This window comes from Sporosarcina sp. A2 (genome assembly GCF_050858885.1).
GTDB lineage: Bacteria > Bacillota > Bacilli > Bacillales_A > Planococcaceae > Sporosarcina.
The window spans coordinates 1,663,511-1,687,253 of the sequence record NZ_CP193898.1; the positions used below are offsets into that span (position 1 = coordinate 1,663,511).

21 protein-coding genes and 1 pseudogene are annotated in these 23,743 nt (G+C 39.5%); 2 read left to right on the forward strand and 20 right to left on the reverse strand.

Going from position 1 to position 23,743, the window contains the following annotated elements; all coding sequences use genetic code 11:
* Nucleotides 1–2: 2 nt before the first annotated feature.
* The 8 genes from ACRPI0_RS08250 to ACRPI0_RS08285 form a co-directional block, all read right to left on the reverse strand.
* Nucleotides 3–1,163: an acyl-CoA dehydrogenase family protein gene (locus ACRPI0_RS08250; protein WP_432351936.1), complete on the reverse strand. Its 1,161-nt coding sequence runs from the start codon at nt 1,161–1,163 to the stop codon at nt 3–5.
* Between the two features lie 14 nt (nt 1,164–1,177).
* A complete protein-coding gene (locus ACRPI0_RS08255; protein WP_432351938.1) occupies nt 1,178–1,984 on the reverse strand; it encodes an enoyl-CoA hydratase/isomerase family protein in 807 nt (268 codons plus the stop codon).
* Nucleotides 1,971–2,816 carry a 3-hydroxyacyl-CoA dehydrogenase NAD-binding domain-containing protein gene (locus ACRPI0_RS08260; RefSeq protein WP_432351940.1) on the reverse strand — a complete coding sequence of 282 codons (846 nt, stop codon included), beginning with the start codon at nt 2,814–2,816 and terminating at the stop codon, nt 1,971–1,973. Before ACRPI0_RS08260 ends, ACRPI0_RS08255 begins: the two co-directional genes overlap by 14 nt.
* Before the next feature lie 30 nt (nt 2,817–2,846).
* The gene (locus tag ACRPI0_RS08265) at nt 2,847–3,491 is read right to left on the reverse strand and encodes a 3-oxoacid CoA-transferase subunit B (protein ID WP_432351942.1); all 645 of its coding nucleotides are present in this window, start codon (nt 3,489–3,491) and stop codon (nt 2,847–2,849) included.
* A complete protein-coding gene (locus ACRPI0_RS08270) occupies nt 3,478–4,164 on the reverse strand; it encodes a CoA transferase subunit A (RefSeq protein WP_432351944.1) in 687 nt (228 codons plus the stop codon). The genes ACRPI0_RS08265 and ACRPI0_RS08270 overlap by 14 nt, the downstream gene beginning before the upstream one ends.
* A 196-nt stretch (nt 4,165–4,360) precedes the next feature.
* The gene (locus ACRPI0_RS08275; protein WP_432351946.1) at nt 4,361–5,839 is read right to left on the reverse strand and encodes a sodium/proline symporter; all 1,479 of its coding nucleotides are present in this window, start codon (nt 5,837–5,839) and stop codon (nt 4,361–4,363) included.
* Nucleotides 5,840–5,885: 46 nt separating this feature from the next.
* Complete coding sequence (locus tag ACRPI0_RS08280) at nt 5,886–7,046, reverse strand: NAD(P)/FAD-dependent oxidoreductase (protein ID WP_432351948.1); 1,161 nt, start codon at nt 7,044–7,046, stop codon at nt 5,886–5,888.
* A gap of 42 nt (nt 7,047–7,088) precedes the next feature.
* Nucleotides 7,089–8,066, reverse strand: coding sequence for an ornithine cyclodeaminase family protein (locus ACRPI0_RS08285; protein ID WP_432355906.1), 978 nt, complete (start codon nt 8,064–8,066; stop codon nt 7,089–7,091).
* Between the two features lie 74 nt (nt 8,067–8,140).
* On the opposite strand from ACRPI0_RS08285, the gene ACRPI0_RS08290 reads away from it, so the two are divergent.
* Nucleotides 8,141–9,430, forward strand: a complete 1,290-nt coding sequence (locus ACRPI0_RS08290) for a sugar diacid recognition domain-containing protein (protein WP_432351950.1) — start codon at nt 8,141–8,143, stop codon at nt 9,428–9,430.
* Nucleotides 9,431–9,537: 107 nt separating this feature from the next.
* On the opposite strand, the gene ACRPI0_RS08295 is transcribed toward ACRPI0_RS08290, so the two are convergent.
* The 9 genes from ACRPI0_RS08295 to ACRPI0_RS08335 form a co-directional block, all read right to left on the reverse strand.
* Nucleotides 9,538–10,281, reverse strand: coding sequence for an amino acid ABC transporter ATP-binding protein (locus ACRPI0_RS08295; RefSeq protein ID WP_432355907.1), 744 nt, complete (start codon nt 10,279–10,281; stop codon nt 9,538–9,540).
* A gap of 43 nt (nt 10,282–10,324) precedes the next feature.
* On the reverse strand, nt 10,325–10,981 hold the full coding sequence (locus ACRPI0_RS08300) for an amino acid ABC transporter permease (RefSeq protein WP_432351952.1): 657 nt from the start codon (nt 10,979–10,981) through the stop codon (nt 10,325–10,327).
* Nucleotides 10,982–11,024: 43 nt separating this feature from the next.
* On the reverse strand, nt 11,025–12,167 hold the full coding sequence (locus ACRPI0_RS08305; RefSeq protein ID WP_432351954.1) for a saccharopine dehydrogenase family protein: 1,143 nt from the start codon (nt 12,165–12,167) through the stop codon (nt 11,025–11,027).
* A gap of 85 nt (nt 12,168–12,252) precedes the next feature.
* Nucleotides 12,253–13,062: a transporter substrate-binding domain-containing protein gene (locus ACRPI0_RS08310; protein ID WP_432351956.1), complete on the reverse strand. Its 810-nt coding sequence runs from the start codon at nt 13,060–13,062 to the stop codon at nt 12,253–12,255.
* Between the two features lie 245 nt (nt 13,063–13,307).
* Nucleotides 13,308–14,789 (reverse strand): aldehyde dehydrogenase family protein, encoded by a 1,482-nt coding sequence (locus ACRPI0_RS08315; protein WP_432351958.1) that lies wholly within the window; start codon nt 14,787–14,789, stop codon nt 13,308–13,310.
* A gap of 68 nt (nt 14,790–14,857) precedes the next feature.
* Nucleotides 14,858–16,018: an LL-diaminopimelate aminotransferase gene (locus ACRPI0_RS08320; protein WP_432355908.1), complete on the reverse strand. Its 1,161-nt coding sequence runs from the start codon at nt 16,016–16,018 to the stop codon at nt 14,858–14,860.
* 491 nt (nt 16,019–16,509) lie between these two features.
* Nucleotides 16,510–17,364, reverse strand: a complete 855-nt coding sequence (locus ACRPI0_RS08325; protein ID WP_432355909.1) for a polysaccharide deacetylase family protein — start codon at nt 17,362–17,364, stop codon at nt 16,510–16,512.
* 137 nt (nt 17,365–17,501) lie between these two features.
* The gene (locus ACRPI0_RS08330; RefSeq protein ID WP_432351960.1) at nt 17,502–18,374 is read right to left on the reverse strand and encodes an RsiV family protein; all 873 of its coding nucleotides are present in this window, start codon (nt 18,372–18,374) and stop codon (nt 17,502–17,504) included.
* Nucleotides 18,371–18,868, reverse strand: a complete 498-nt coding sequence (locus ACRPI0_RS08335) for an RNA polymerase sigma factor (protein ID WP_432351962.1) — start codon at nt 18,866–18,868, stop codon at nt 18,371–18,373. Before ACRPI0_RS08335 ends, ACRPI0_RS08330 begins: the two co-directional genes overlap by 4 nt.
* A 418-nt stretch (nt 18,869–19,286) precedes the next feature.
* On the opposite strand from ACRPI0_RS08335, the pseudogene ACRPI0_RS08340 reads away from it, so the two are divergent.
* Nucleotides 19,287–20,590, forward strand: a pseudogene (locus ACRPI0_RS08340) (short-chain fatty acid transporter).
* 159 nt (nt 20,591–20,749) lie between these two features.
* Here the strand turns inward: ACRPI0_RS08340 and ACRPI0_RS08345 are convergent.
* The 3 genes from ACRPI0_RS08345 to ACRPI0_RS08355 form a co-directional block, all read right to left on the reverse strand.
* A complete protein-coding gene (locus tag ACRPI0_RS08345) occupies nt 20,750–20,950 on the reverse strand; it encodes a cold-shock protein (protein WP_025783429.1) in 201 nt (66 codons plus the stop codon).
* A gap of 1,178 nt (nt 20,951–22,128) precedes the next feature.
* Nucleotides 22,129–23,013, reverse strand: coding sequence for a hypothetical protein (locus ACRPI0_RS08350; protein ID WP_432351965.1), 885 nt, complete (start codon nt 23,011–23,013; stop codon nt 22,129–22,131).
* Between the two features lie 62 nt (nt 23,014–23,075).
* The gene (locus ACRPI0_RS08355) at nt 23,076–23,681 is read right to left on the reverse strand and encodes a tetratricopeptide repeat protein (RefSeq protein ID WP_432351967.1); all 606 of its coding nucleotides are present in this window, start codon (nt 23,679–23,681) and stop codon (nt 23,076–23,078) included.
* Nucleotides 23,682–23,743 lie beyond the last annotated feature (62 nt).

A 23,743-nucleotide genomic window follows, 5' to 3' on the forward strand; every position in this document is an offset into this window, starting at 1 on the left:
TTTTACAGCCCCTTATTTGCATAATCCCGCTTCAGTTCACTCGCAATAATGTTTCGTTGAATTTCGGAAGTACCCTCATAAATTTTTGTAATTCTAGCATCCCGGTAATATCTCTCAATTGGATAGTCTTTCATGTAACCAATTCCTCCATGGATTTGTAAAGCTAGATCTGCTACTTTGTTATACACTTCTGATGCGAAAAGTTTAGCTATCGCCGCTTCTTTTACGACACGCATGTTTTGATCCGTCATCCAGGCCACACGATAGGTCACGGAACGGAGAACTTCGATTTGCATACTGATTTCAGCAAGCATATGTTGAACGGCTTGCATGTCGACAATCTTTTGGCCAAATTGTTCTCGCTCATGCGCATACTCAAGAGAGTGTTCCAGCAACCTGACACATGAGCCCAAGTTCCTAGCGGCTAGCCCTGCACGACCATTCGCTAGGATCTTAAGTGCATTAATATAACCTGATCCTACTTCGCCTAACACGTTTTCTTCAGGTACTTCCATATTGTCAAAAAACAATTCAGCAGAATGAGATCCTCTCAAGCCCATTTTCTGTTCTACCGATCCTAGGATGAATCCTGGTGTGTCTCTCTCAACAATGAACGACGTGATTCCACGTGCCCCTTTTGAACTGTCAGTTACAGCCATTACAGTAAATACATGACCATCAACAGCATTTGTTATATAATGCTTGGAGCCATTAATAATGTAGTTATCGCCCTTTTTAACAGCGGTTGTCTTTAAGTTAGCTGCATTCGATCCCGCACTTGGCTCTGTCAATGCAAACGCACCGATCCATTCACCTGTTGCCATCTTCGGCAAGAATTTTTTCTTTTGCTCTTCCGTTCCTAGGTCTACAATTCCAACCGTTCCTATTCCTGTATGAGCACCAATCAGTGTCGTAAATCCATTATGGGTTTTCCCAAGCTCTTCATAGATTGCGCATTTACCGACCATATCCAATCCAAGTCCACCGTATTCTTCAGGGATTCCGAGACTGAATAGTCCCATCTCTTTAGAGAGATCCACAATTCTTTTCGGAATGCGATCTTTTTCTTCAATCTCCATTGCAACTGGTTCAACTTGTTCCCGAACGAACTTCCTGACGTTTGCCCGTAAAAAATCGATGTCCTCTGTGAAATTGAAATCCATAGCTCGTTCTCCCCTTATCGATTGATGAAATTCGCAGTTCTTTTTTCTAGAAAGGCTAGAGTCCCTTCTCTTTTGTCTTCAGTAGTAAAGGCGACAGCCTGGGATAGTTTTTCAATCCACATCGCTGTACCAGCGTCGACATCGAATCCTTTATGGACAGCTGCTTTTACAAGTTGTACAGCAACTGGACCTTTTTTCATGACTTCAGAAGCAACATTCTCAACGGTTTCAATAAGTTCTGTTTTGTCTACATAATAGGTGACGAGCCCAAGCCGTTCAGCTTCTTCGCCATCAATTATTTTTCCAGTTAAGATCATATCAAGAGCGCGTCCTTTTCCAATGATTCTAGATAGTCGTTGCGTACCACCAGCACCTGGAATTATCCCCAAATTGAGTTCAGGCAATCCAAACTTCGCTTGTTTTGTAGCTACACGAATATCACAAGCGAGTGCCAATTCACAACCGCCACCAAGAGCAAACCCTGTTACGGCTGCAATGGTAACCTTTGAGCAATTTTCAATCTTTGTATACAAGCCTTGCATTCCTGGAACAAGCGCTTCTAGTGCTTCCCGTTCGTGTAGTTGTTGAATGTCAGCACCTGCAGCAAATGATTTACCACCCGCACCTTGTATAACTACGACTCGTACTTCCCTGTCCAGTTCAGCATCAGAAAACACGGCTTCGATTTCTAGTAACGTTTTTGCATCTAGTGCATTTCTAGTTTCCGGTCGGTTTAACGTGAGCCATAGGATGCCATTTTCTTTTCGCACAACAATGTTCGTGTAAGTGGTTATCTCGTTTCCTCCCTTACGTATATTCATAAAACCCTCTCCCACTTTTCTTGCCAAGGCGCCCAGCTTTCACATAGTTGACAAGCAACGGACAAGGGCGATATTTCTCACCTAACGTTGCATACAAATACTCCATATTTCGAAGTCTCGTATCTAATCCAACTAAATCAGCAAGTTCTAAGGGACCCATCGGATGATTCAGTCCAAGCTTCATCGCCTTATCGATGTCTTTAGCAGAAGCGACATTTTCCATGAGCATATTCATCGCTTCATTACCAATCAAGCAGTTCATTCTGGAAGTTACAAAACCAGGAAACTCGTTGACTTCAACAGCTTCTTTTCTTAAGCGATTCGCAATATCTTTAACAAATCCAACTGTTTCATCTGATGTTTCAAGCCCACGAACCACTTCAATCAGCTTCATTTTATGAACGGGATTAAAGAAATGCATCGCGACGACTTTGTCCGGTCGAGAAGTTTGAGCACCAATTTCAGTAGGGCTCATCGTCGAGGTGTTAGTAGCAAGAACAGTTTCAGGTTTACAAATCCGATCTAGTCTCTGGAAGACTGCGATTTTTAATTCGATCTTTTCAAGAACTGCTTCGATGACGAGATCCGCTTCTTTCGCTGCTTCATCTAAATTAACCTCATAGACCAAATTCTTTTTTGCAGCATCATAGTTCTCTTGTTTTAGAAATCCTCCAAGAAAGCTGGACTCTAGTAACGTTTCAATATCCCTTTTCGCTTTCTCCAATACTTCCTCGTTCAAGTCATTCACAATCACTTTAAATCCTGCGATTGCACTCGAATAAGCGATCCCTTTTCCCATAACTCCAGATCCGACAATTGTGATTTGCTTCAACGTTTGGCCTCCTACTTACTTTATAGCTGGTTACATAATATCTGAATTGTATTCGAACGTAGCACTTGTTATTTCTATCAATTTATCTAACGTAATATCCGATAAAATCTCAACTAATCTCATTTTTCCTTCTTCAAACTTAAAAACAGCATGTTCCGAGACGACCAAATCCGCTTTTCTTATTCCACTCGATGGGAACGTTAACTCCTTCACAAGTTTCGGCTCTCCATTTTTAGAGGTGTGTAGAGTAGCGACTATGATTTCTTGTGCCCCCGCTACTAAATCCATAGCTCCTCCCACACCTAGGATCGTTTGTCCAGGGACTGCCCAGTTGGCAATTTCACCAGTCTCATCTACTTGCAACACTCCTAGAACCGCAACATCAATATGACCGCCTCTAATCATTGCAAACGAATTCGAACTATCAAATAGAGAAGCACCGATCTCCATTGAGATGGGCTCTTTACTTGCACTTATCAAGTCCATATTCACTTCTTCAGAAGGCGGTGTAGGTCCGATTCCGAGCAATCCATTCTCTGATTGCAAGACTAAGTTTTTATCTCCTAAGTAATCAGGAATCAGCGTAGGAATCCCTACACCCAAATTGACAACTTGGCCATATTTTAATTCTTGAACAATACGTTTCGCTATTTTTATGCGATTAGACTGATTCAACAAAAACACCTGCCTTTTTCACGTAATTGCTCTTTACGATAAAATCTACATATACATGGGGTGTTACAATTTCTGAAGGTAACAGATCACCGTTTTCAACGATTTCATCCACTTCTGCAATAACGATTTTACCCGCAGTCGCCATTACTGGATTGAAGTTTCTACCTGTATGGTCGTATACTAAATTCCCTAAATGGTCTGCTTTGTGCGCCTTAATTAACGAAATGTCCCCTTTAATCGCTTTTTCCAGGATGAATCGTTCCCCGTCAATCACTTTCTCTTCTTTTCCTTCAGCTAATTTGGTTCCAACTGCCGTTTTCGTATAGAACCCACCGATCCCAGCACCACCACATCTAACCGCTTCCGCTAACGTTCCCTGAGGAATTAACTCAATTTCTAATTCTCCGTCAACCCACGCTTGAACGGCATCACGGTTCGTCGTAAAGTACGATCCAATAGCTTTCTTCAATTTCTTCTCTTTCAAAAGAATTCCTAAACCCTTACCGGACTCTCCTAAATTATTACTGACGACAGTAAGATTCTTTAAGGAAGATGTTGCGATTCCATCGATTAAAGTTAATGGCGTTCCTGACATTCCAAATCCACCTACTAGCAGTCGGTCTCCATCTTTGATGAAATCGACAAACTCATTTCCTTTTAATAATTTCTCCATGTTTTTTCCCCTTTCCGCATCATTTTTACGCGGACATTCGTTCACCTTCATACCATGTATATTCCGAACCCTAGCGCGCCATACGTTCTACTTCTAAAACCACAAAGGTTAAGACTCTGCCATCTACATAGAAAAGACACAAACAATAACGTCTGCGTCTTTAATTATTCTAGATGAAATCTACTCTTTCTCGACGTTACACTTGTGTAGACTTCGTTGCTTCTGCAGCAGATGTATCTGTTTCATCTTCTTTTTTGTCTGGGAACAGTAAACTAAACACAATTCCAAATGCCGCTGCGATGAAGAACGTTGTGAAACGCGACGTCGCAATCGCATCGAGTGGTGTGGAGATCCAAATAACTGTACTTACAAACCCCGCTATAATTGTTGCGATGACACCGATACCTGAATATCGTTTCCAAAAGAATGTTAATATGACTGCAGGCGACAGAGTACATCCTACTCCAGCCCATGCCCAACTGACGACGAGAAAGACCAGAGACTTTGAGGTTAAGGCAATTACTAATCCTACAATCCCCGCACCTACAATAGTAAGTCGTGAAATAGCGACTAATTTCTTTTCGGATAACTTTAAATTCAACGCACGATTGATGATATCTTCACTCACTGAACTTGTTATCACCAACAGCTGCGAATCGGCAGTTGAAATAATAGCAGCAAGGATACCCGCTAGTAATATGCCTGCAATCCAAGGTGGCATCAAGTCAAGAATCATGAAAGGTAAAATCATCTCGACATCTGCAAATACTTGACCTTGATATAAGGTGAGCGCTGTAATCCCAATCATGAACGCTCCACTGTAAGCCAAGATCGTCCAAGTAATTGCGACGATACTTCCCTGTTTTGCTTCTTTCTCACTTCGTAGCGCCATAAATCGTGCACTCAGTTGAGGTTGGCCTCCTAGGAAACCGAAGAACCAAGCGAAGTTATTAAAGAGTAATAACCCTAATGAGAACCCAATTGCACCTCCAGTCCATGAATCCATTGAAGGTCCTGCAGCCATAAGAGCCTGACTAATCGACAAATCAGCTGCTGAAATTTGCACGAGTGCAACAATCGGTAACACGACCAACGTAATGAGCATCATGATGGATTGGATCATATCTGTCCAAACGACTGTTACGAACCCACCCACATACGCAAGAATCACAACGACTATAATACTTAAAATGGCACCTACCTTAGTAGGGATATTAAAGACGGCAAACAATGTTTTTCCAGCACCGGCAATTTGAGCGCCAAAGTAAAACATCATAAAACTAAAAATAAGAATAGTAGAAAGCCAAAGAATGATTTTACCGTGTTTGCCGAAACGGGATGCTAGGAAACTAGGTAACGTCAACGTACCTGTTTTCTCTGCTTCCTTCATAAATCGCTTTGCTAAGAATAACCATGAGAAGATAATGCCTGAAGCAATTCCGACAGCTACCCAAACTCCAGACAGCCCTGTTGCAAATACAAAACCGGTATATCCTAGTAGTAACCATGCCGACTCCCCGGTAGCACGTTCTGAAAATGCTAACGCCCAACCAGGTAACTGCTTACCGCCTAAAAGGAAATCTGCGTGACTTTTCGATCTGCGACTAACGAGATATCCAACAATCAACATGATTAAGAGATACAGAACGAATTCGACCATAATAATCGTATGCACTTCACTCATCTCCTTTGGTTTTCTTTTTACAAATCATGTAAAGTCCTTACACAATCGCATCTTCCATAACAAGATCATTATCTGCAAATCGTTCTACCCGAAGCGGTGTTAAGTCGAGTGTTTCATATTTTCCTTTACAAATGAGCTCAGCCAATCCAAGACCAACTCCTGGGGCTTGTTGCATTCCATGTCCACTGAACCCAAGTGCAACATAATAACCTTTCATCAGTGGATGCTCACCAATAATCGCATTTTGGTCAGCCGTATTATGGTCGTACATCCCTGCCCAACCAGATTCCAATTTGAGGCGTTCAAAGTTTGAAATTCGATGCGCTAAGATTGGCCACAAATGATCGAACGAAGAACGTTTCCATTTAAAGTCGATTCCCGGTTGTACATCATCCGAAAATCCTGCGACTACTCGATCCATCTCGTGACGGAAATAGACGCCCGTCGGATCTATTGTAAGCGGTAACATCTTTTCTAATCTCTTTGTAGAGTCAAATACATACATTTGGCGCTTCAACGGGACAATCGGCAAAGGCAATCCGATCTTTTCACTTAATGCAGCTCCCCACGCACCTGCACAGTTAATGACTATAGGCGAAATGTAAGTCGTTCCGTCTACTAATCGAACACCTATCATTTTTCCACTTTCCGTCAGTAACGTCGAAACCTCTTCGTTTACATAATCAACGTCTAAGAATTGAGCATTTTTTCGGTACGCTTGCATAACAGAATACGGATCTAGATAACCATCTTCTCTGCAGAATAACCCTCCTGCTAGGTCACTTGTTTCTAGCTCAGGAATGATGTTTAATAAATCGGTAGTTGAAAGAATCTCCGAAGGCACTCCAAGTGAATTTTGCAACTTGAGCTGTTTCTCAAAAGCAGCCAGCATCCTTTCAGTCGCTAAAAATAAATAGCCCCGCTGTTTAAAATCGATTTCAGCTTTTTCCTCGCCAATCGCCATGTCCTCCGCAAAATTTTTATAGACTTCTAAACTGAACCGACTCAACTGGATATTAATGGAGGTAGAGTATAATTGCCGAAAGCCTCCTGCACTTCTCGAGGTAGATGAATATTCATATGTGGAATCTTTTTCAAATACGGTAATACTCCCTTCAAACCCATTCTTGCGGAGTGAATACGCTGTACTCGATCCCATGACGCCACCACCGACAATTATAATATCTGCTTTTTTCATAGTCCGTACCCCTCCTAAACTAATAGTTCGTCTAGCATTGCTTCATGATAGGTCAACGGTTACTCCCGCATTGTTTTTGCATGCTTTATCGTAAAAGTATTTCGCTATGACGATGTCAGCAATAGCTACTCCAACAGATTCAAAAATTGTTACTTCCTGATCATTTTCTCTGCCGGGTAACGTTCCACTTATAATTTGTCCAAGTTCACCATGAACATTTTCCTCAGAATATACGCCAGCTTGAATGGGAACCACTAAATCTCCTGCTTCTGCCAGCGCAGCATCCATGCATTCCACGACCACTTTAGTCGCCTCGCAAATAGCTGAAGTCGGTAACTCTTGCATTGTTGGTTTAAAAGATCCTACTGCATTTACATGTACACCTGGCTTTAATGGCTCCGTAAAAACAGGTTGCATAGATGTGGTAGCAGTGACTAGAATATCTGACTTCCTAACCACTTCATTCGCATCTTCGCATACGACAACTTTCTTGTTGAATTTTTCTTCCACAAACTTTGAAAAAACGATTGCCTTTTCTACACTTCGGTTATGCAGATAGATTGTTTCAATACGTCTTACCGCTAGAATTGCTTCACAAAGTCCTTTAGCTTGTTCTCCAGTACCGATAATCCCAAGTGTTTTGGAATCTTCACGGGCTAAGTACTTTGTTGCCACACCTGACAAAGCCCCCGTCCGTAATTGTGTTAAATAAGAACCTTCTAATAAGGCAAGTGTTTCTCCCGTTGTACTATCAGAAAGTAAAACAACGCCATTAATGACCTTTTTACCAACGTTGACATTTGAAGGCACCACCGTTACATATTTTAGACCCATTGAATGTAAACTTTCCGCTACTGATGGCATCACGACGCCCGAGTTTTCTGTACCGAAGGGTAAAATTGTTCGAATTGGAGTATGCGTGGTTGCCGCTGAAAATTCCTTCAACGCAATCTCAATACAGTGTAAGATTTCTTTCATATTCACTAGTTCCACTTGGTTTTTCGCACTCAAAACTAAGATTTAAATTCCCTCCCAAACAATAATTTAGTATGTCCTCCACTATACTTTCATATCTTGAAAGTAATGCATCCAAAGTGCACAACATTCTACGGATACTAAAAATAAAATCAGCTCAGATTGACTCAAAAGAATTGAAAATCCAGCAGTTGAAAGGATTGAATGTATTGAAAGATATTGGACATTATGCACAATCTATCGTAGAACAGTTTTCTTCTCTATTGGACATTCCAATTAGTATTACGGATAACAACGGCGTGATTATTGGAAGCACCGATAATAATCGAATTGGATCAGTTCACTTAGGGACGGCTGAAGTGTCTCAGTCAGGAAAAGTGCTGTTTTTTTCTAAAGAACAAACGGATGATCTCGTTAACGTCTTTCCAGGAATTGCAGCACCTTTAAGATTCCAACAAGAAACAGTCGGTGTCCTTGGTCTCATTGGTGATCCTGCAAAAGTGGAACGTTATGTACAATTTGTCCAATCCCATATAGAAATGATTCTCATGGAAAGCTATCGTTCCAGAAGTGTTGCCTCACAAATGGAAGTCATGCAAGATTTCATTCAGCGTCTCTCCAGCTATAAAGAGGAAACGGATTATAGTAGAATTCAAAACTATTGTGAACTGCATGGCTTTACATTAGGCATTCCAAGACGTTGTATCTTGTTGGATAAACAATCTTCCAATATCCAAGTACCGAATTTAGAGCAAACACCAACATTCAATCAAGAAGAACAAGCGCTTTACCTATTCTTAACGAAGGTATTCGTTACCAATGAACAGGACGTGGTCGCCCCCTTATCTAAAGGACAATGGCTTATTTTACTTGCTAACCAGCCCGATGATTCTAGGCAAATGAAAAAGAGATTAGAAGTTGCATCGGGCAAGTTGCATAAATTCTTGGACAAACGAGATGTTGTCCGTGGGTTTATGTTTTCATATAGCGAGCCGTCTTCTTCGATAGAAGGAATTTTTAAAAACTATGAATACTGTAAAAAATCTTTAGACATTGCCAAACGTCATGACTTTCAACAATCATTTTTTTCTATAGATGACTGGGATCTACTATCTCATGGCTTTATAGAAGAGATATCACTCCCATCCCAGTGGACTCTTGAAAATCACATTGGCAAATTACTCAATCATTTGAATGGTATGGTACTCATAGAGAGTTTTCTCGCCTATTGCGAAGAGCAACTAAACATGAGCCAAGCTGCTAGGAAACTATACATTCATCGAAATACGCTTTTATACAGATTGCAACAACTCCAGCAAGTAGTAGAGATTGATTTGCACTCATTTAAACAATGCACACTATTATATTTAGCCTTAAAACAGCATCCACACGTAGACGGGTCTACCTAGAAATAGGACTGATTTGTGAGCACGCAAAAAAGCAAATGGAGAAAAGTGTTTCCTTTCCTCCATTTGCTTTAATTTGTGTATGGTGCAACTAGTAACCAAAAACGAAGTCACTCTGTCATGGTAAGAAATCGTTTAGTACGTTCTTCCTTTGGATGATCAAATAGCTCTTTTGGATGGCCTTGTTCGACAATATAGCCGTCATCCATAAAAATCACTCGATCCGCAACTTCTCTCGCAAAATTCATTTCATGCGTCACAATGATCATCGTCATTCCCTCTTCTGCTAATTCTTTAATTACCTGTAAGACTTCTCTGACCAATTCAGGGTCTAGAGCTGACGTAGGTTCATCGTAAAGCATAACTGTCGGATTAAGGGATAACGCCCTAGCAATCGCCACTCGCTGCTGTTGACCACCTGATAATTGGGACGGATAATGATCACAACGATCTCCTAGGCCGACTTTAATTAGGAGCGTTTCCGCTACTTTCCTTGCTGCATCTGGTTGGACCCCCGTAATCGTCAAAGGACCTTCCATCACGTTTTCCATCGCTGTCTTATTCGGGAAAAGATTAAATGACTGAAAAACAAAACCAGTTTTCTTCCTGAGTTCCCTAATTTCTTTTTTACGTTTACGATCCAGTTTTCCGCCTGTATGTAATTCATGAGGGCCGATTCGAATAAATCCTTCGTTCGGCTCTTCTAAATAGTTTAAGCAACGTAGGAAAGTAGACTTACCTGAACCACTTGGCCCCATGATCACAACAACTTCACTCTTATTTACTGTCAAGTCGATACCGCGTAAAACGGGATTTTCTCCGAAAGCTTTTTTAAGATTTTCCACTTGTATGATCTGCAAGATTCCCTCTCCCTAAACCACAGATTTTCTATATAATTTACCGCACTAAATGCTTGGACGAACGCTTTTCGAATTTATCAAGTAATGTTGTAAAGAATGTAATAAGGACCCAATAAATGGCTGCAGCTACTAAATAGATCGTTAAAGGCTCAAAAGTTTTTGCTATGATTAAACTAGACATTTGAAGTAATTCGGTAACGGTTATGACGGATACGAGCGATGTATCCTTAACGAGAACGATAAAGGAGTTCGAAAGAGTTGGAATTGCAATGCGAAGACTTTGAGGTAGAATGATTCTTCGCATCGCCTGCCCATATGTCATACCCATGGAAATAGCTGCCTCCATCTGGCCTCTATCTACAGCGAGGATGGATGCGCGGAATGATTCAGAAAGATAGGCACCAGCGTTCAAGCTTAACGCCATGATTCCAGAAGAGATAGGATCTAAAGAAATGCCAATCTGTGGCAATCCATAATAAATAACAAAAATTTGTACAAGAAGTGGTGTACCTCGAATAATTGAAATATAGATACTGGCAATTTCATATAAGATCCTAACCTTGAGTATTCGAATTAGAGCTGTTGAAAAACCGATAACTAGCGCAATAACTACAGATAGACAACTTAAGAATATCGTCATGGTCGTTGCTTTTAATAGTGAGGGCAATGAGTCGATAATTATCGTAACATCCACTAGTACACTTCCTTTCTAACGATTCGAACGGAACCTAACTACGCTATTCTTTAAATTCAATGTGAAGTCCGAGCTCTTCTAATTCTGCAAGAAAAGGATTGAATCGATCTTTGACAATGATCGTTTCAATGGGTACGACTCCAGTTTCTACTATCTTTTTCTCTGCAATCCATTTGGCCGCTACTGCTGCTGGCAGTGCAGTTGTTTTTGCCATTGACGTTATGTTTCTCGTGTGATCATATAAGTCAACCATTTCCCACGTATATTTTTTAGAAATCCCCGATTTAGTTCCCGTTACTTCCACTCGAACAACCGTGACATCTTCGTTTGAGTGTCCTACCATCTTTGGCGCAAGTATTTGTTCAGATAGCTTCACTGGGGCCGTTAATCCCCCATCTATTTCGATTAATTGATTATCTAGAAAGCCTAATTCCTCTAACACCTTCATCTTTGCCCAGTGGCCTGGATAACGAATTGTTTTTTCAGTTAAGTTTTTCACTTTTCCTTTTAACGTAAATGCAGTGCTATGGGCATCCGTAATAACAGCCTCACATTTACCAACTGGTTCAGGGAACGTCAAAGACTCAAGCCCGGATAGTGCAGGTAACTCTACAATCTCACCGTTTTTTATTGCAAATGCAGGTTTTGTATAGAGCCCTAAGACACTCTCCAACCGAAATACGACTTGGTACCATAATGGCGGAACTGGCCATCTTGGAATCCCCCCACATATTAAGACCGCTTCTTCTGCAACATCGAGCATTTCAATTCCTTGTGCTGCGAGAAAGTTTGTAATGCCGGGTGCAACTCCACATCCAGGTATAATCGTCACGCCAGCCTCTTGTGCTTGAGTGTGTAATTCAATTTTTTCTTGAAACATAGATCCCACAAGATCTACGAAATGACATTGAGACGCGATTGCTGCTTTTATAGCGGTTAAGCTTAAGGAATGAGGGAGACACCCAACTGCTACATCTGCATCCTGGAGAACTTGTATAAAATCTTCTTGAGATAACAAAGATGCTGTTTTCCCAAAAACCTTCGGATTATTTGCGATTTCAAGGCACCTATCGATACTCTCCTGTCGGATATCTACTGCCGTGACCGATTCGATTCCTTTAAATTTCGCGATTTCACTCACAATTGTAGTGCCGATCATTCCCGTTCCTAAAACGACTATCCGCATAAAAACTGTTCACCCCGATCCGTTTTTTATGAACAAAACTCCTAGGGTAAGCAACACCCATTTCGCGGTTTACCCTAGGAGTTCATCATATGTCTAGCGGATCTGTTCCGAACCACTTCTTATAGATTTCTTTATAAGTTCCATCTTCTTTCATTTCCTTTAATGCGTTATTTACTTTTTCAACGAAAACTTCATTTCCTTTATTTACTGCCATACCAATTTCATCTTTATTTAATATCTCGCTCGTAACCTTAATTGGTAGGTTGTTCTCTTTAATGTTATAGTTCATCAGCAACTGGTCATTAATTATGACATCCAACCGCTTATTTGTTAAATCTTGAATATAGTCACCAACCGCTTTATACAATTTCACGTCTGCACCTTCAACACTATTAGCAACTTCTTCGAAAGTGGTTCCACCACCGACGCCTACTTTCTTCCCTTTAATATCCGCAAGCTCTGTAATATCGTCCGTATCTTCACGCGTAACTAATACAGAACCTGTCACCACGTAAGGATCCGTGAAATCCACACTTTTCTTCCGTTCTTCTGTAACCGTCATCTGACCGATAATAATATCGAACTTATCTGCTTTAAGTCCTCCAATTAATCCATCCCATTTTGTTGCAATAAATTCAGCTTCAACGCCCAATCTCTTAGCAATTTCATTTGAAATGTCTACATCAAATCCTTGGAACTCGTCATTATCATTGAGGAAGTTAAAGGGTGGGTACGTCCCTTCAAACGCTACTTTCATAACGTTTGAATCGGTGATCCGATCTGATACATCCGAGTTCGCCACTTCGTCTTTTTTGTTCTTACCTTTGTCTCCACAACCCGCAAGTAGAGCTGCCATCACTAAAGACAGAACCGCAAACAACAACATTTTTTTCATGAGTAATCCCCCAGTTTTATATTTACGAACGCTTACGACTATAGATGTATCTTTCCTCCTTTTTCAACTTGTGTCGGTCTATTGTTTGTCCCTCATCCACGAGCAACAAGTTTGTTAACTATATGTCCAAGCTGTGTGAATGATTCACACAGCGATTTAATGAGCATTCTAAGAAATTTAAAAACCGCCAGTACTACTGACGATAATTCAACGTCAATAATGCTGGCGGCTGTCTTTTTCAATACTTAATAGTTATCAATTTGTGCTCTTTGTAATTTCCCACTAAAGTCTACATAGACGGATTTCCATTCAGTATAGACATCAAGCGCAGCTACTCCTGAATCTCGATGACCATTGCCCGTACCTTTTGTTCCGCCGAACGGCAAATGGATTTCCGCTCCAGTCGTACCCGCATTAATATAAACTATTCCCGTGTCCAGATCCCTCATCGCTTCGAAAGCTTGATTGACATTGGATGTGAAAATAGAGCTAGATAAACCAAATTCCACACGATTGTTCACTTCAATCGCTTCTTCCAAACTCCACACTGCAATAATGGACACGACTGGTCCAAATATTTCCTCTTGGGCAATTCGCATCTCGTCTGTCACATCGGTAAAAATGGTAGGTGCATAGAAATTACCTGTATCTAGTCCGTTGTCTGTTACAACACTTCCTCCAGCAAGAAGTATAGCCCCTTCTCCCAGTCCAATTTTCACGAAGTCATGGATTTTTTCGAGGGAGGCTCGATTGATCACTGGACCTACTTTCACCGTTTCGTCTGCACCATCACCAAGAGATAATTCACCAATACGGTCAACGAGCTTTTTCTCTAGAGCCTCTTTTATATCCTGATGAACGATAATTCGGCTCGTCGCTGTACATCTTTGGCCGCTTGTACCAAAAGCACCCCACAGAATGCCGTCAACCGCAAGATCCAGATCAGCATCTTCCAAAACAATCACAGCGTTTTTACCGCCCATTTCAAGAGATGTTCGTTTTAAAAGCTCTCCAGCCCGCGCATTAATGGCGCTCCCTACCTCATTCGAACCTGTAAAGGAAATCAAATCGATAGTTGGATGTTCTACCATTGCATTACCTACTTCTCTTCCCGAACCATTCACTAGATTTAGTAAACCTTTTGGCAATCCTGCTTCTTCAAAGATCTTCGCAAATTCATAGGCAATAATAGGAGTTTCAGTTGCCGGTTTCCATACAACCGCATTTCCTGAAACAAGAGCCGGAAATGACTTCCACGAGGCGATGGCAATCGGGAAATTCCAAGGTGTGATCAGTCCCGCAACTCCAATTGGAACGCGTACACTCATCGCAAATTTGTTTCGAAGCTCCGAAGGAACTGTATCACCAAAGAGACGACGACCTTCTCCCGCCATGTAAAAAGCCATATCTATTGCTTCCTGAACTTCTCCGCGAGCCTCATCAATCACTTTGCCCATTTCACTCGTAAGAATTTGCGACAATTCTTCTTTACGTTCCTTCAACAAACCTGCAATTTTATATAAGTATTCCGCACGCTCAGGTGCCGGAACGAGACGCCATTCTTTTTGAGCTTTTTTAGCAGCTTGAACAGCGCGATCGACATCTGCTTCAGTCGATTGAGTAACTTGCCCTAAAACGTTTCCATTTGCAGGATTCAAAATCTCTACATAGGCACCGGATGACGATTCGATCCACTCGCCGTCAATATAATTTAGACAGTTTTTCATTTAGCTTCCTCCAATTTTTATAGTACGTACATTATTATTAAAATCGTTAATTATTCCGCTTCGACAAGTTATAGACTTTCTTTGATTCTAGTAATGGCTTCAAAAAGTCTCTCGTTTGGAACGGATAATGAGATACGGAAATACCCCTCTCCACTTGGTCCGAAAGCGTTGCCAGGAGTGAGGATAACTCCTGTTTTCTCTAACACGTTTGTGACGAATTCAGTGGAAGTAAAGCCTTCAGGGACAGGTGCCCAAACAAAGAAACTTCCTTTAGGCGCCTCTACATCTATTCCGATAGAAGCTAGACCTTCTAATACGACCGCCATTCTTTCTTCATAAATACGGTTATGCGTTTTGATACAACTTTGGTCACTATCTAATGCAAATGCTGCAGCTTTTTGGATAGGTGTAAACTGTCCCGTATCCGTATTACTCTTAAGAATAGATAGTGCTTTAATAATTTCCTTATTTCCAACGACATATCCGATTCTCCAACCCGTCATATTATAGGTTTTTGAAAATGAACCGAATTCAATAGCCACTTCTTTAGAACCCTCAACCTGCAAAATGCTTGGCGCTTTATACTCTGAATATGTCACCATATTGTAAGCAGAATCATGAGCAATCGGGATTGAGTGTTCTTTTGAAAACGTAACAGCATCCTTGAAAAAATCAATATCCACAGTAGCAGAAGTTGGATTTCCTGGATAGTTTAAAAACATTAATTTAGAACGGTCAATGACATCTTGAGGAATTAAACGAAAGTCAGGTTCAAAATTATTTTCTTTCAGCAATGGCATATCGTAATAGTTACCATTTGCCAGTAACGTTGCCATTCTATACACAGGGTAGCTTGGATCCGGTATTAAAACCGTATCTCCCGGATCAATCAGTGCAGGAACCAAATGAGCAATCCCTTCTTTAGAACCGATAAGAGCAAGCACTTCTGTTTCTGGGTCAAGCTCCACTCCATAGTGCCGCAAATAAAAGTCAGCGATGGACTGACGATATGAGAGACAACCTATAAAATTGGGATAGTTGAAATTAGCAGGATTTTGCAGTTCCTCTACCAGCTTTTCAACAATATGAGACGGTGTCGGTAGATCAGGATCCCCTATCCCTAAGTCAATAACATCCACTCCATTTTCGATCATCGCAGCTTTTTTCTTATTGATTTCTGCAAACAAGTAAGGGGGAATTTGTCCCAACCGTTTCGATGGATAGTTCAAAAAAACACCTACCTTATCTTTATTCTCCTTACGCTTTTCCACACTATTCACTCTATGATTATTCCTCTTAGATAACTATGTGCACTTTAAACAAAAAGAACGCTACACACGAAAGTTATTTCGTAGGATAGATCTGGTGTACGGGTAATCTCATAACCTAAGACACGACTTTCAAACTCGTCGTACTATACATCGAATACTTGGGTGTTCAAATACCCTTTATATTCTAATAATCATGTGTGTCTCTATCATTTACTTCAGTCATTAAAAAAGCAGTCCCCCCCGATTACCCATTCGGAAGTGACTGCTGTATTTTGATACGGTTCTATTTTTGGTCCACTGCTAGCAATTGATCAATAGTGATCGTTCAACTAGATGGAGTTGTAAATCGCTATAGTACATGTTACACAGACAATCGCACATAAAAAGCAACTACCTGTGCTACATACTCTTCCAGCAAGGAATACCAATCTCATTAACCTTGCCCCTACCTAAAGTGCAGGATCATTTTGGAAATTGAGGACAAAATGATGAGCATCATCATAAACTTCGAAATCATAACCTTGTTCTTCATAGAAATCTATAATGCCTGGTAGGGCCTCTAACGTCTGTACTTTTTCATGCATTAAAACGATTTCTCTGTCAGCCGTGGTCTCACGTTTAATATTTTCAACTATTTGAGCAGGGTTTCCTGGAAGTTCCCAATCTTTTGAGTCGATTGTCCAATCCCAGATTTTAATATGCATATTAGCGAGTTGTTTCCGCATTTGCTCATTTTTCAGCCCTGGAGCTGATCCGTAAGGTGGTCGAACCAACGTAGGATCTGTTCCTGTAATCTCTCGAATCAAGTTCAGTGTTTTCAACATTTCAGGTACGAATTGTTCATTTGAGTAAAGTTGCTTAAAATCATGAGTCATACTATGCCCCCCGATATAATGCCCTTCTTGTACTGCACGTTTCACACTTTTTTGCAGATGCTCCTTCTTCAAGTTACTTCCTTGCATGAAAAACGTCGCTTTTATATCACGTTCTTGTAATACATCTAAAAACTCTTCAGTCAACTTGCTAGGTCCATCATCAAACGTCAAATAGACCACTTTACCAGCAGGCTCTTCAATTTCTGTTTGTTCTTCAACAGGGATAATAGGTATGGCTTTTTCTAATGACGTCATAGGTACTTCTTTTGTTGGTAGGGGTGATTCGTCAGGGATACTTTCCAATTCGTAAGCGGCATACGTTTTTCCTACAAAAAATCCGGCAAAGAATATAAAAAGTAAAAGAACGATGAAATAGTGTATTTTTAATTTCCTTCTTTTCTTACGACTTTCTGTATTGAGTTGACTCATATCAAACCAAATCACCTTTCATCAAGAATATCTATTGGGAACAGCCCACTAGGGTGAAGCTTATGTAAGGATAAAGTAATTTTATTACTAGAAGGACAGCAGCAGACTAGCTTATTCATCCACTGCTGCTTAACAATTCACCGAATATAATTGTCACTCACAAGAACATCCTTTAAAACTTCTGAAGGAATTTCAAATGTAATGATACCCATATACCCCGGAGCAATTTCATATTTATCAAACGATATCACTAGTTTATGGTTCTCCGTAATATAGAAGCTTTGATCAGGCTGAATCGATTTGAAATCAAGGCCATCTCCTTCCAACTCGAAATAGCTAATGTCGTCATCTGCTGACATTTGGAAATGCATTTCATCCTTTAGATAAGAACTTATGACTTCTATATAAGTGTCATCTTTAAATAGACTAGGCAAGGTAATCAAGACACCATTTTGCTTATCCAATGTATCGTATTGCATCGTTGTAGATGACGACCCCACTGCATTCACTTCAAAACGTGCTATCGATAGTAATTGTTCAGTATAGGTTTTTACCTCGTATCCCGCGTCCATTCCTAGGTGTCCTTCGCCTATCTTTTCCATTTCAGTAACTTCTTGTTCGAATTGCTGATAGAGTGCTTTGTTTTCTTCAATGTATTTTTCATTCAATGCGGCTTCTAAGTCTTTGTTCTCCAAACCAGTAATCCCCGGAGTTTTCAGTTCCGCCTGATACGTTCCTTTATCCACTGTTAGCGTTTGGACTGTGAAGACGTCCACAATTTGTCCAAGTATAGGAATATGCACCATTGACCGAGCAAAAGCCGGACTGACATTTATGCTACCGACAAACAATGCTGCAGCTGCGGCAACTCCAAGTACTCCCTTTTTAATAGGACTTCCTTTTTTACGAGTGGTCTTCGCATGCTGGATAGACTGTTTCACTATGTCTTCCAGTTCAGATGGGATTTCAATATTCTCATAGTCCTGCTTAAGTTTAGTAATTTTCTTCATAGTCTATACTCCTCTCCGATTTCAAAGCGCAATTTTTTCAGGGTTCGATATAATTTCGTTTTCGTTGTATTTACGTTTTCACCTAGTATATTTGCAACTTCTTCGATTTTCATATCTTCAAAGAATCGTAGAAAAATTATTGATTTTTCATAAGTCGTAAGGTCATCAAGCACGTCTAGTAAATCCATATCCATCTGTTCGTCTTCTGTTTGCGTTAAATATCCATCGAGAACATCATTGTCCACTATCGTGACACGCTGATGCTTTCGTATAAAGTCGATTGAAGTATTCACGAGAATGCGATAGAACCAGGTTTTTAAATACTTTGTTTCATCCAATCGATCTATCGATTGTAACGCTTTGACAATCGCTTCTTGTACAATATCCAGGGCATTCTCTTTGTTCTTTACATAGCTATAGGCAAGCCTATAATGGGCTGCTTGGTTTTCAATAATAAACTTTTCGACCAGTTCGAATTTTTCATGATTTGTCATGACAAATGATCCACCTTCTTCAGTTTTCAACATGTCGCGATCACGTATTACTTATTTGACGGGCAACTTCGATAAAAAGTTTGGGACTGATAAATATATTTTTTCGCTATTACCAATCAAGTTAGATTCTCACAAAATTCATAACCAAATAACTTGCTCGTTGTTTAATCAAATAGGTTCATTTTAATATTCATTCAATCGGGAGCATGATGGAACAGATTCACTTTTACAGCATGTACATTTTGAGAGAAGTTCACTCGGGTTACAAAGTGAATCCTACCCCTCCCTAACTTTCTTACAAATCCGAATTCATATGACAGTCTTTTATATAAAAATGTTATTCAACTGAAAACATATTCTCTTCTGAAATTTAATATGTTAGTCTTATTAGGGTAACAACTAAAAGGGGGAAAGAAAGATGCGCGTGCTTACGAAATGGTCGAATACGATCATGGAACGGTATTTACCGGATCCGTACATATTTGTTGCGATACTGACACTCGTCGTTTTCGCACTCGGGCTTGGCCTGACAGATTCAAGTCCACTCGATATGGTCGTATTCTGGGGGGATGGCTTCTGGGGATTGCTATCCTTTACGATGCAAATGGTCATCGTACTAGTTGCTGGTCATGTGCTTGCTAGCAGTCCCTTGTTTAAAAAAGGGCTAAGTAATTTAGCGGGACTGGCAAAGTCTCCTGGCTCAGCAATTGTACTCGTCACAGTGGTTTCTTTGATCGCTTGCTGGATTAACTGGGGATTCGGTTTAGTTATTGGGGCATTGTTCGCAAAAGAAATTGCGAAGAAAGTAAAAACAGTCGACTATCGCTTGTTGATTGCGAGTGCCTATTCAGGATTCATCGTTTGGCATGGCGGTTTGGGTGGTTCGATTCCATTGTCAATAGCAACTGCAGATCATCCATTTGCTGAGATCATGGGTGTTATCCCAACTTCCGAAACGATCTTCTCGCTCTATAATCTGCTCATTGTCGGCGCTATCTTCGTGACATTACCTATTTTGAACCGTTTCATGATGCCAAAACCGGAAGATACGGTAGCAGTCGATCCGAAACTGCTGACAGATGAATTAATCGTCGATGAAGTGCAAGAGAAGACTCCTGCTAGCCGTCTCGAAGACAGCTGGATCTACTTGGATTACTAGGGGTTATCTATCTAGTTCGACACTTCGGGGTCAATGGGTTCGACTTGAATCTCAACATCGTCAATTTCATATTCTTCATTCTCGGAATCATCTTCCACGGTACGCCTAGACTCTTTCTGGCAGCCGTTACAAACGCAGTCAAAACTGCCGGTGGAATCATTATTCAGTTCCCGTTCTATGCAGGAATCATGGGGATGATGGTGACTTCAGGACTCGCTGGGGTGATTTCGGAAGGTTTTGTAAACATCTCAACAGTTGCGACATTCCCGCTCTTTGCATTTTATGCTGCTGGTATCGTCAACTTCTTCGTCCCTTCTGGTGGTGGCCAATGGGCGGTGCAGGCACCAATCATGCTCGATGCTGCTCAATCACTTGGTGTAAGCTATTCCAAAACAGCTATGGCCATTGCATGGGGTGATGCCTGGACCAATATGATCCAGCCATTCTGGGCTCTACCTGCACTTGCGATTGCTGGTCTGCGCGCAAAAGATATTATGGGTTATTGTGTGTTCGTACTCGTGCTTAGCGGAATCATTATTAGTATAGGACTTTATTTCTTTTAACAAAAAGCCGTCATCTGAGAAACTGCAGATGACGGCTTTTCATATGGATTAACCCTAATTGATTTGCGGCCCTAATTGTGGACAATCAACAAAGTGACATGCATTATTAAATTTAGACAAAAAAAAGACCCTATAAATAGGGTCTTTTTAAAGCTAAAATTAAGCTTTTTGAACGTTTGTAGCTTGTAGGCCACGTTGTCCTTGTTCGATTTCAAATGTTACACTTTGACCTTCGTCTAAAGATTTGAAACCTTCACTTTGGATTGCTGAGAAATGTACGAATACATCTTCCCCTGCTTCACGTTCGATGAAACCAAAACCTTTTTCTGCGTTAAACCATTTTACTGTACCTTGTTCCATAATTAATTTCCTCCTAGTGCGGTTATCCCACATTATGTTACTATGCTTGCTCAAATACCTTAGACGAAAAACAAAATATTGTCTTAATCCGAAACGAACAAAAATAATACTTCTTTAGATTAACAGATGTAAGTTGAAATTGCAACTAGTTCGTTTGATATTTAAAACGAACGCACTAATATTTATCTCGAAACATCTATAAAACCGCTTATTCTCAGGGTTTCAATCATTTTTGAAACTCCTACCTTTTTTAACATTTTGATTAATCCTGAAGTTAAGAACTGTTTATCGTTAGGATAGTGCACCAGATTATGAACTAAATCACTATCAGGAATTTAAGTACAATAATTTTGAGCTTTATTTATATTCTTTCCTGAATATAGATGATTTCATCGTTTACTTCATAATTTGATTTGACTTGTTTTCTTCGAGTCACTTTATCTGTGATTCACTATGATCTCACAACGCACTCTAGAATCTATTTTCAACTAGCCCGATGGAAGTGAAGCTGTTGTTACACAACTGCCCTCGATTATTGCTCGAATAAATATAATTTCGGAAGTAAAACCAAGCCAAATAGAAAAAGTACTGGAATCGAGGAAACAATTTGAGCAAAGTTTCTAATCTTCCCTTTCCCGCTAAAAAATGCAGTAAGAAATGCAGCAATTATTAAAGAAATGACCACAATATTTCCAATTTCCGAGGTTCCGTTCACTTCAATTAGTGTAATAAAAGTAAAAATAATGAACAAAGTAAACCATTACAATGAAATAATACTCAAGTTTCTTCTTTACACATTACTTCACCTTTCTGTTCCATCTACACCAATTGCTATAAGCTCACTTTAATTAAACTTGAAGAAGTCTAAAATTAGTTCATCACTTCCTGGCGTAAACATAAATATTGAGAACGAAATACATAATAGTCCTACAAATACCAAGCCCAACTTTTTATGCCTAAGTAACCCTTTAACTACTAAGAACAATCCTACAAATAATATTAAGAAATACCAAAATCCCATAGTTTCACCTCATGTATAATTTAATAATATAACGCTGCCATCCATTGAAAGTCCTATGTATTCACTTTAATCAATTTAAATTCTCGAACTTGGGCTGAGTGTATAAAAATCGTACCAGAGCATTTTATAATGAAGAAGCTAGATCCAGTACGATATTTCATTTATTGATTTCTTGGAGGAAGTCGGCACCATAAACCTCCACTAGCTCTCTTACTTTATGATAGCTGGTATAGTATGCAGAAGAAATATCATATATATGGCTCCAATCGTTTATAGTTTGTAGATTTTCTAAAGGAATGTCGCTTTTCAAATTATCCTCGTCCTCAAAACAGATTTCCCCTTCTTCTTCTACAAACTCACATCTACTATATTCAGCTAAACCTTCTTCAACCCAAACCGGAATATGTTGTGCATTTAATGTTTTTTTATAATCGTTAAATAAAGCATGGATATATTCATGAACCAAAGCTTCGCGTATTAGAGTTGAATTTTCATCATTATAAAATAGTTGAATTTCACCATTTTTGAATCTAGCTATTGCATTTCGCGCGTTAAATTTGTTGTACATAAAAAGTTTCTCATCGTATAAAGTGACAGTGATAGAATCGCTTTGCATACTTCCGGGAAAATAGTTATTTAGCGATGAAAGATATGGCTGCAAAGTAATTAAATCAGCAGCTTCTTTATGTAATATAGATGGATAGATAATATTTAAGTTTCCAACCTCATGATTTTGATAGGTTAATATGGAATATGTGGCATTAATTTTCTCTGCTACTGCAGAACTCAACATATTCATTTTATTACTGGGAGTGACTTGTTCTGTACCTAACTCTTGAATCAAATGGTTATTGATACTTATGATAATAGGTAAAAAAATCAAACCCATAAAAGGAAACAGTTTAAAGTAAAAATCGAACTTGCCTTTATAAAACACAAATAAAAGAGCTAATAATAATATCGATATCGCTACTATCTTTAAAGTGTTGCCAGATTCAATAAATACGAATAAAAAAGCAATAAAAAGTAAGTAAATTAACATAAAGAACATACTGATGAAAGAAGCTTTAAAAATTCTAATTAGACCTCGTGTTTTCCGAAACTTCATATCTTTTCACCACTTAATTTGTCCTCTATCTGTAGTTTAATTACATTAGGTAAGTAGAAATCATCGTTCTTCATTAAATTTTGATACCCTCTTAGTTCATCTTTTTTAATACTTTCTATTATATTTATCCAATTCTTATAAAATTGTTTATGTTCTTCATCTGAAAATTCAAGAGCCTTTGTCATCATCGAACCTGCATGGTCTAAATCTTCAACTAAGAATAACAATGCGTAATTATAGTAATTGACTTGGTTTTGAGAATTAGTTTGAATGTTTTTCTCGAAGTACTTTTTAGCTTCCGCTAGATTTCCGTCATCAGTCGCTAGGATTGCCATTCTGTGATTTGCCATTTCATTAACAGGACTTTTTTCTAGAATGGATCTATATGTACTTTTAGCTATTTCTACTTTATTATCATTTGATAATATTAATGCAAATTGCAAATCCTCTTCAACATTACGCGTTTTTAGATTCTCATAATATCTTAGTTCTTCTTCAAAGCTCTTTTCATAACCATCTTTTTGAAAATCTAGCGTCACAATAATTATTAACAACAACATGATCACAAAACTAATAATCCAATAGCTCTTTTTCGGCTTCATCTTCTACGCCTCAATTCTTATCAGTGAACCATTCAAACAATAGATTGCTCTGTTTAATTTGT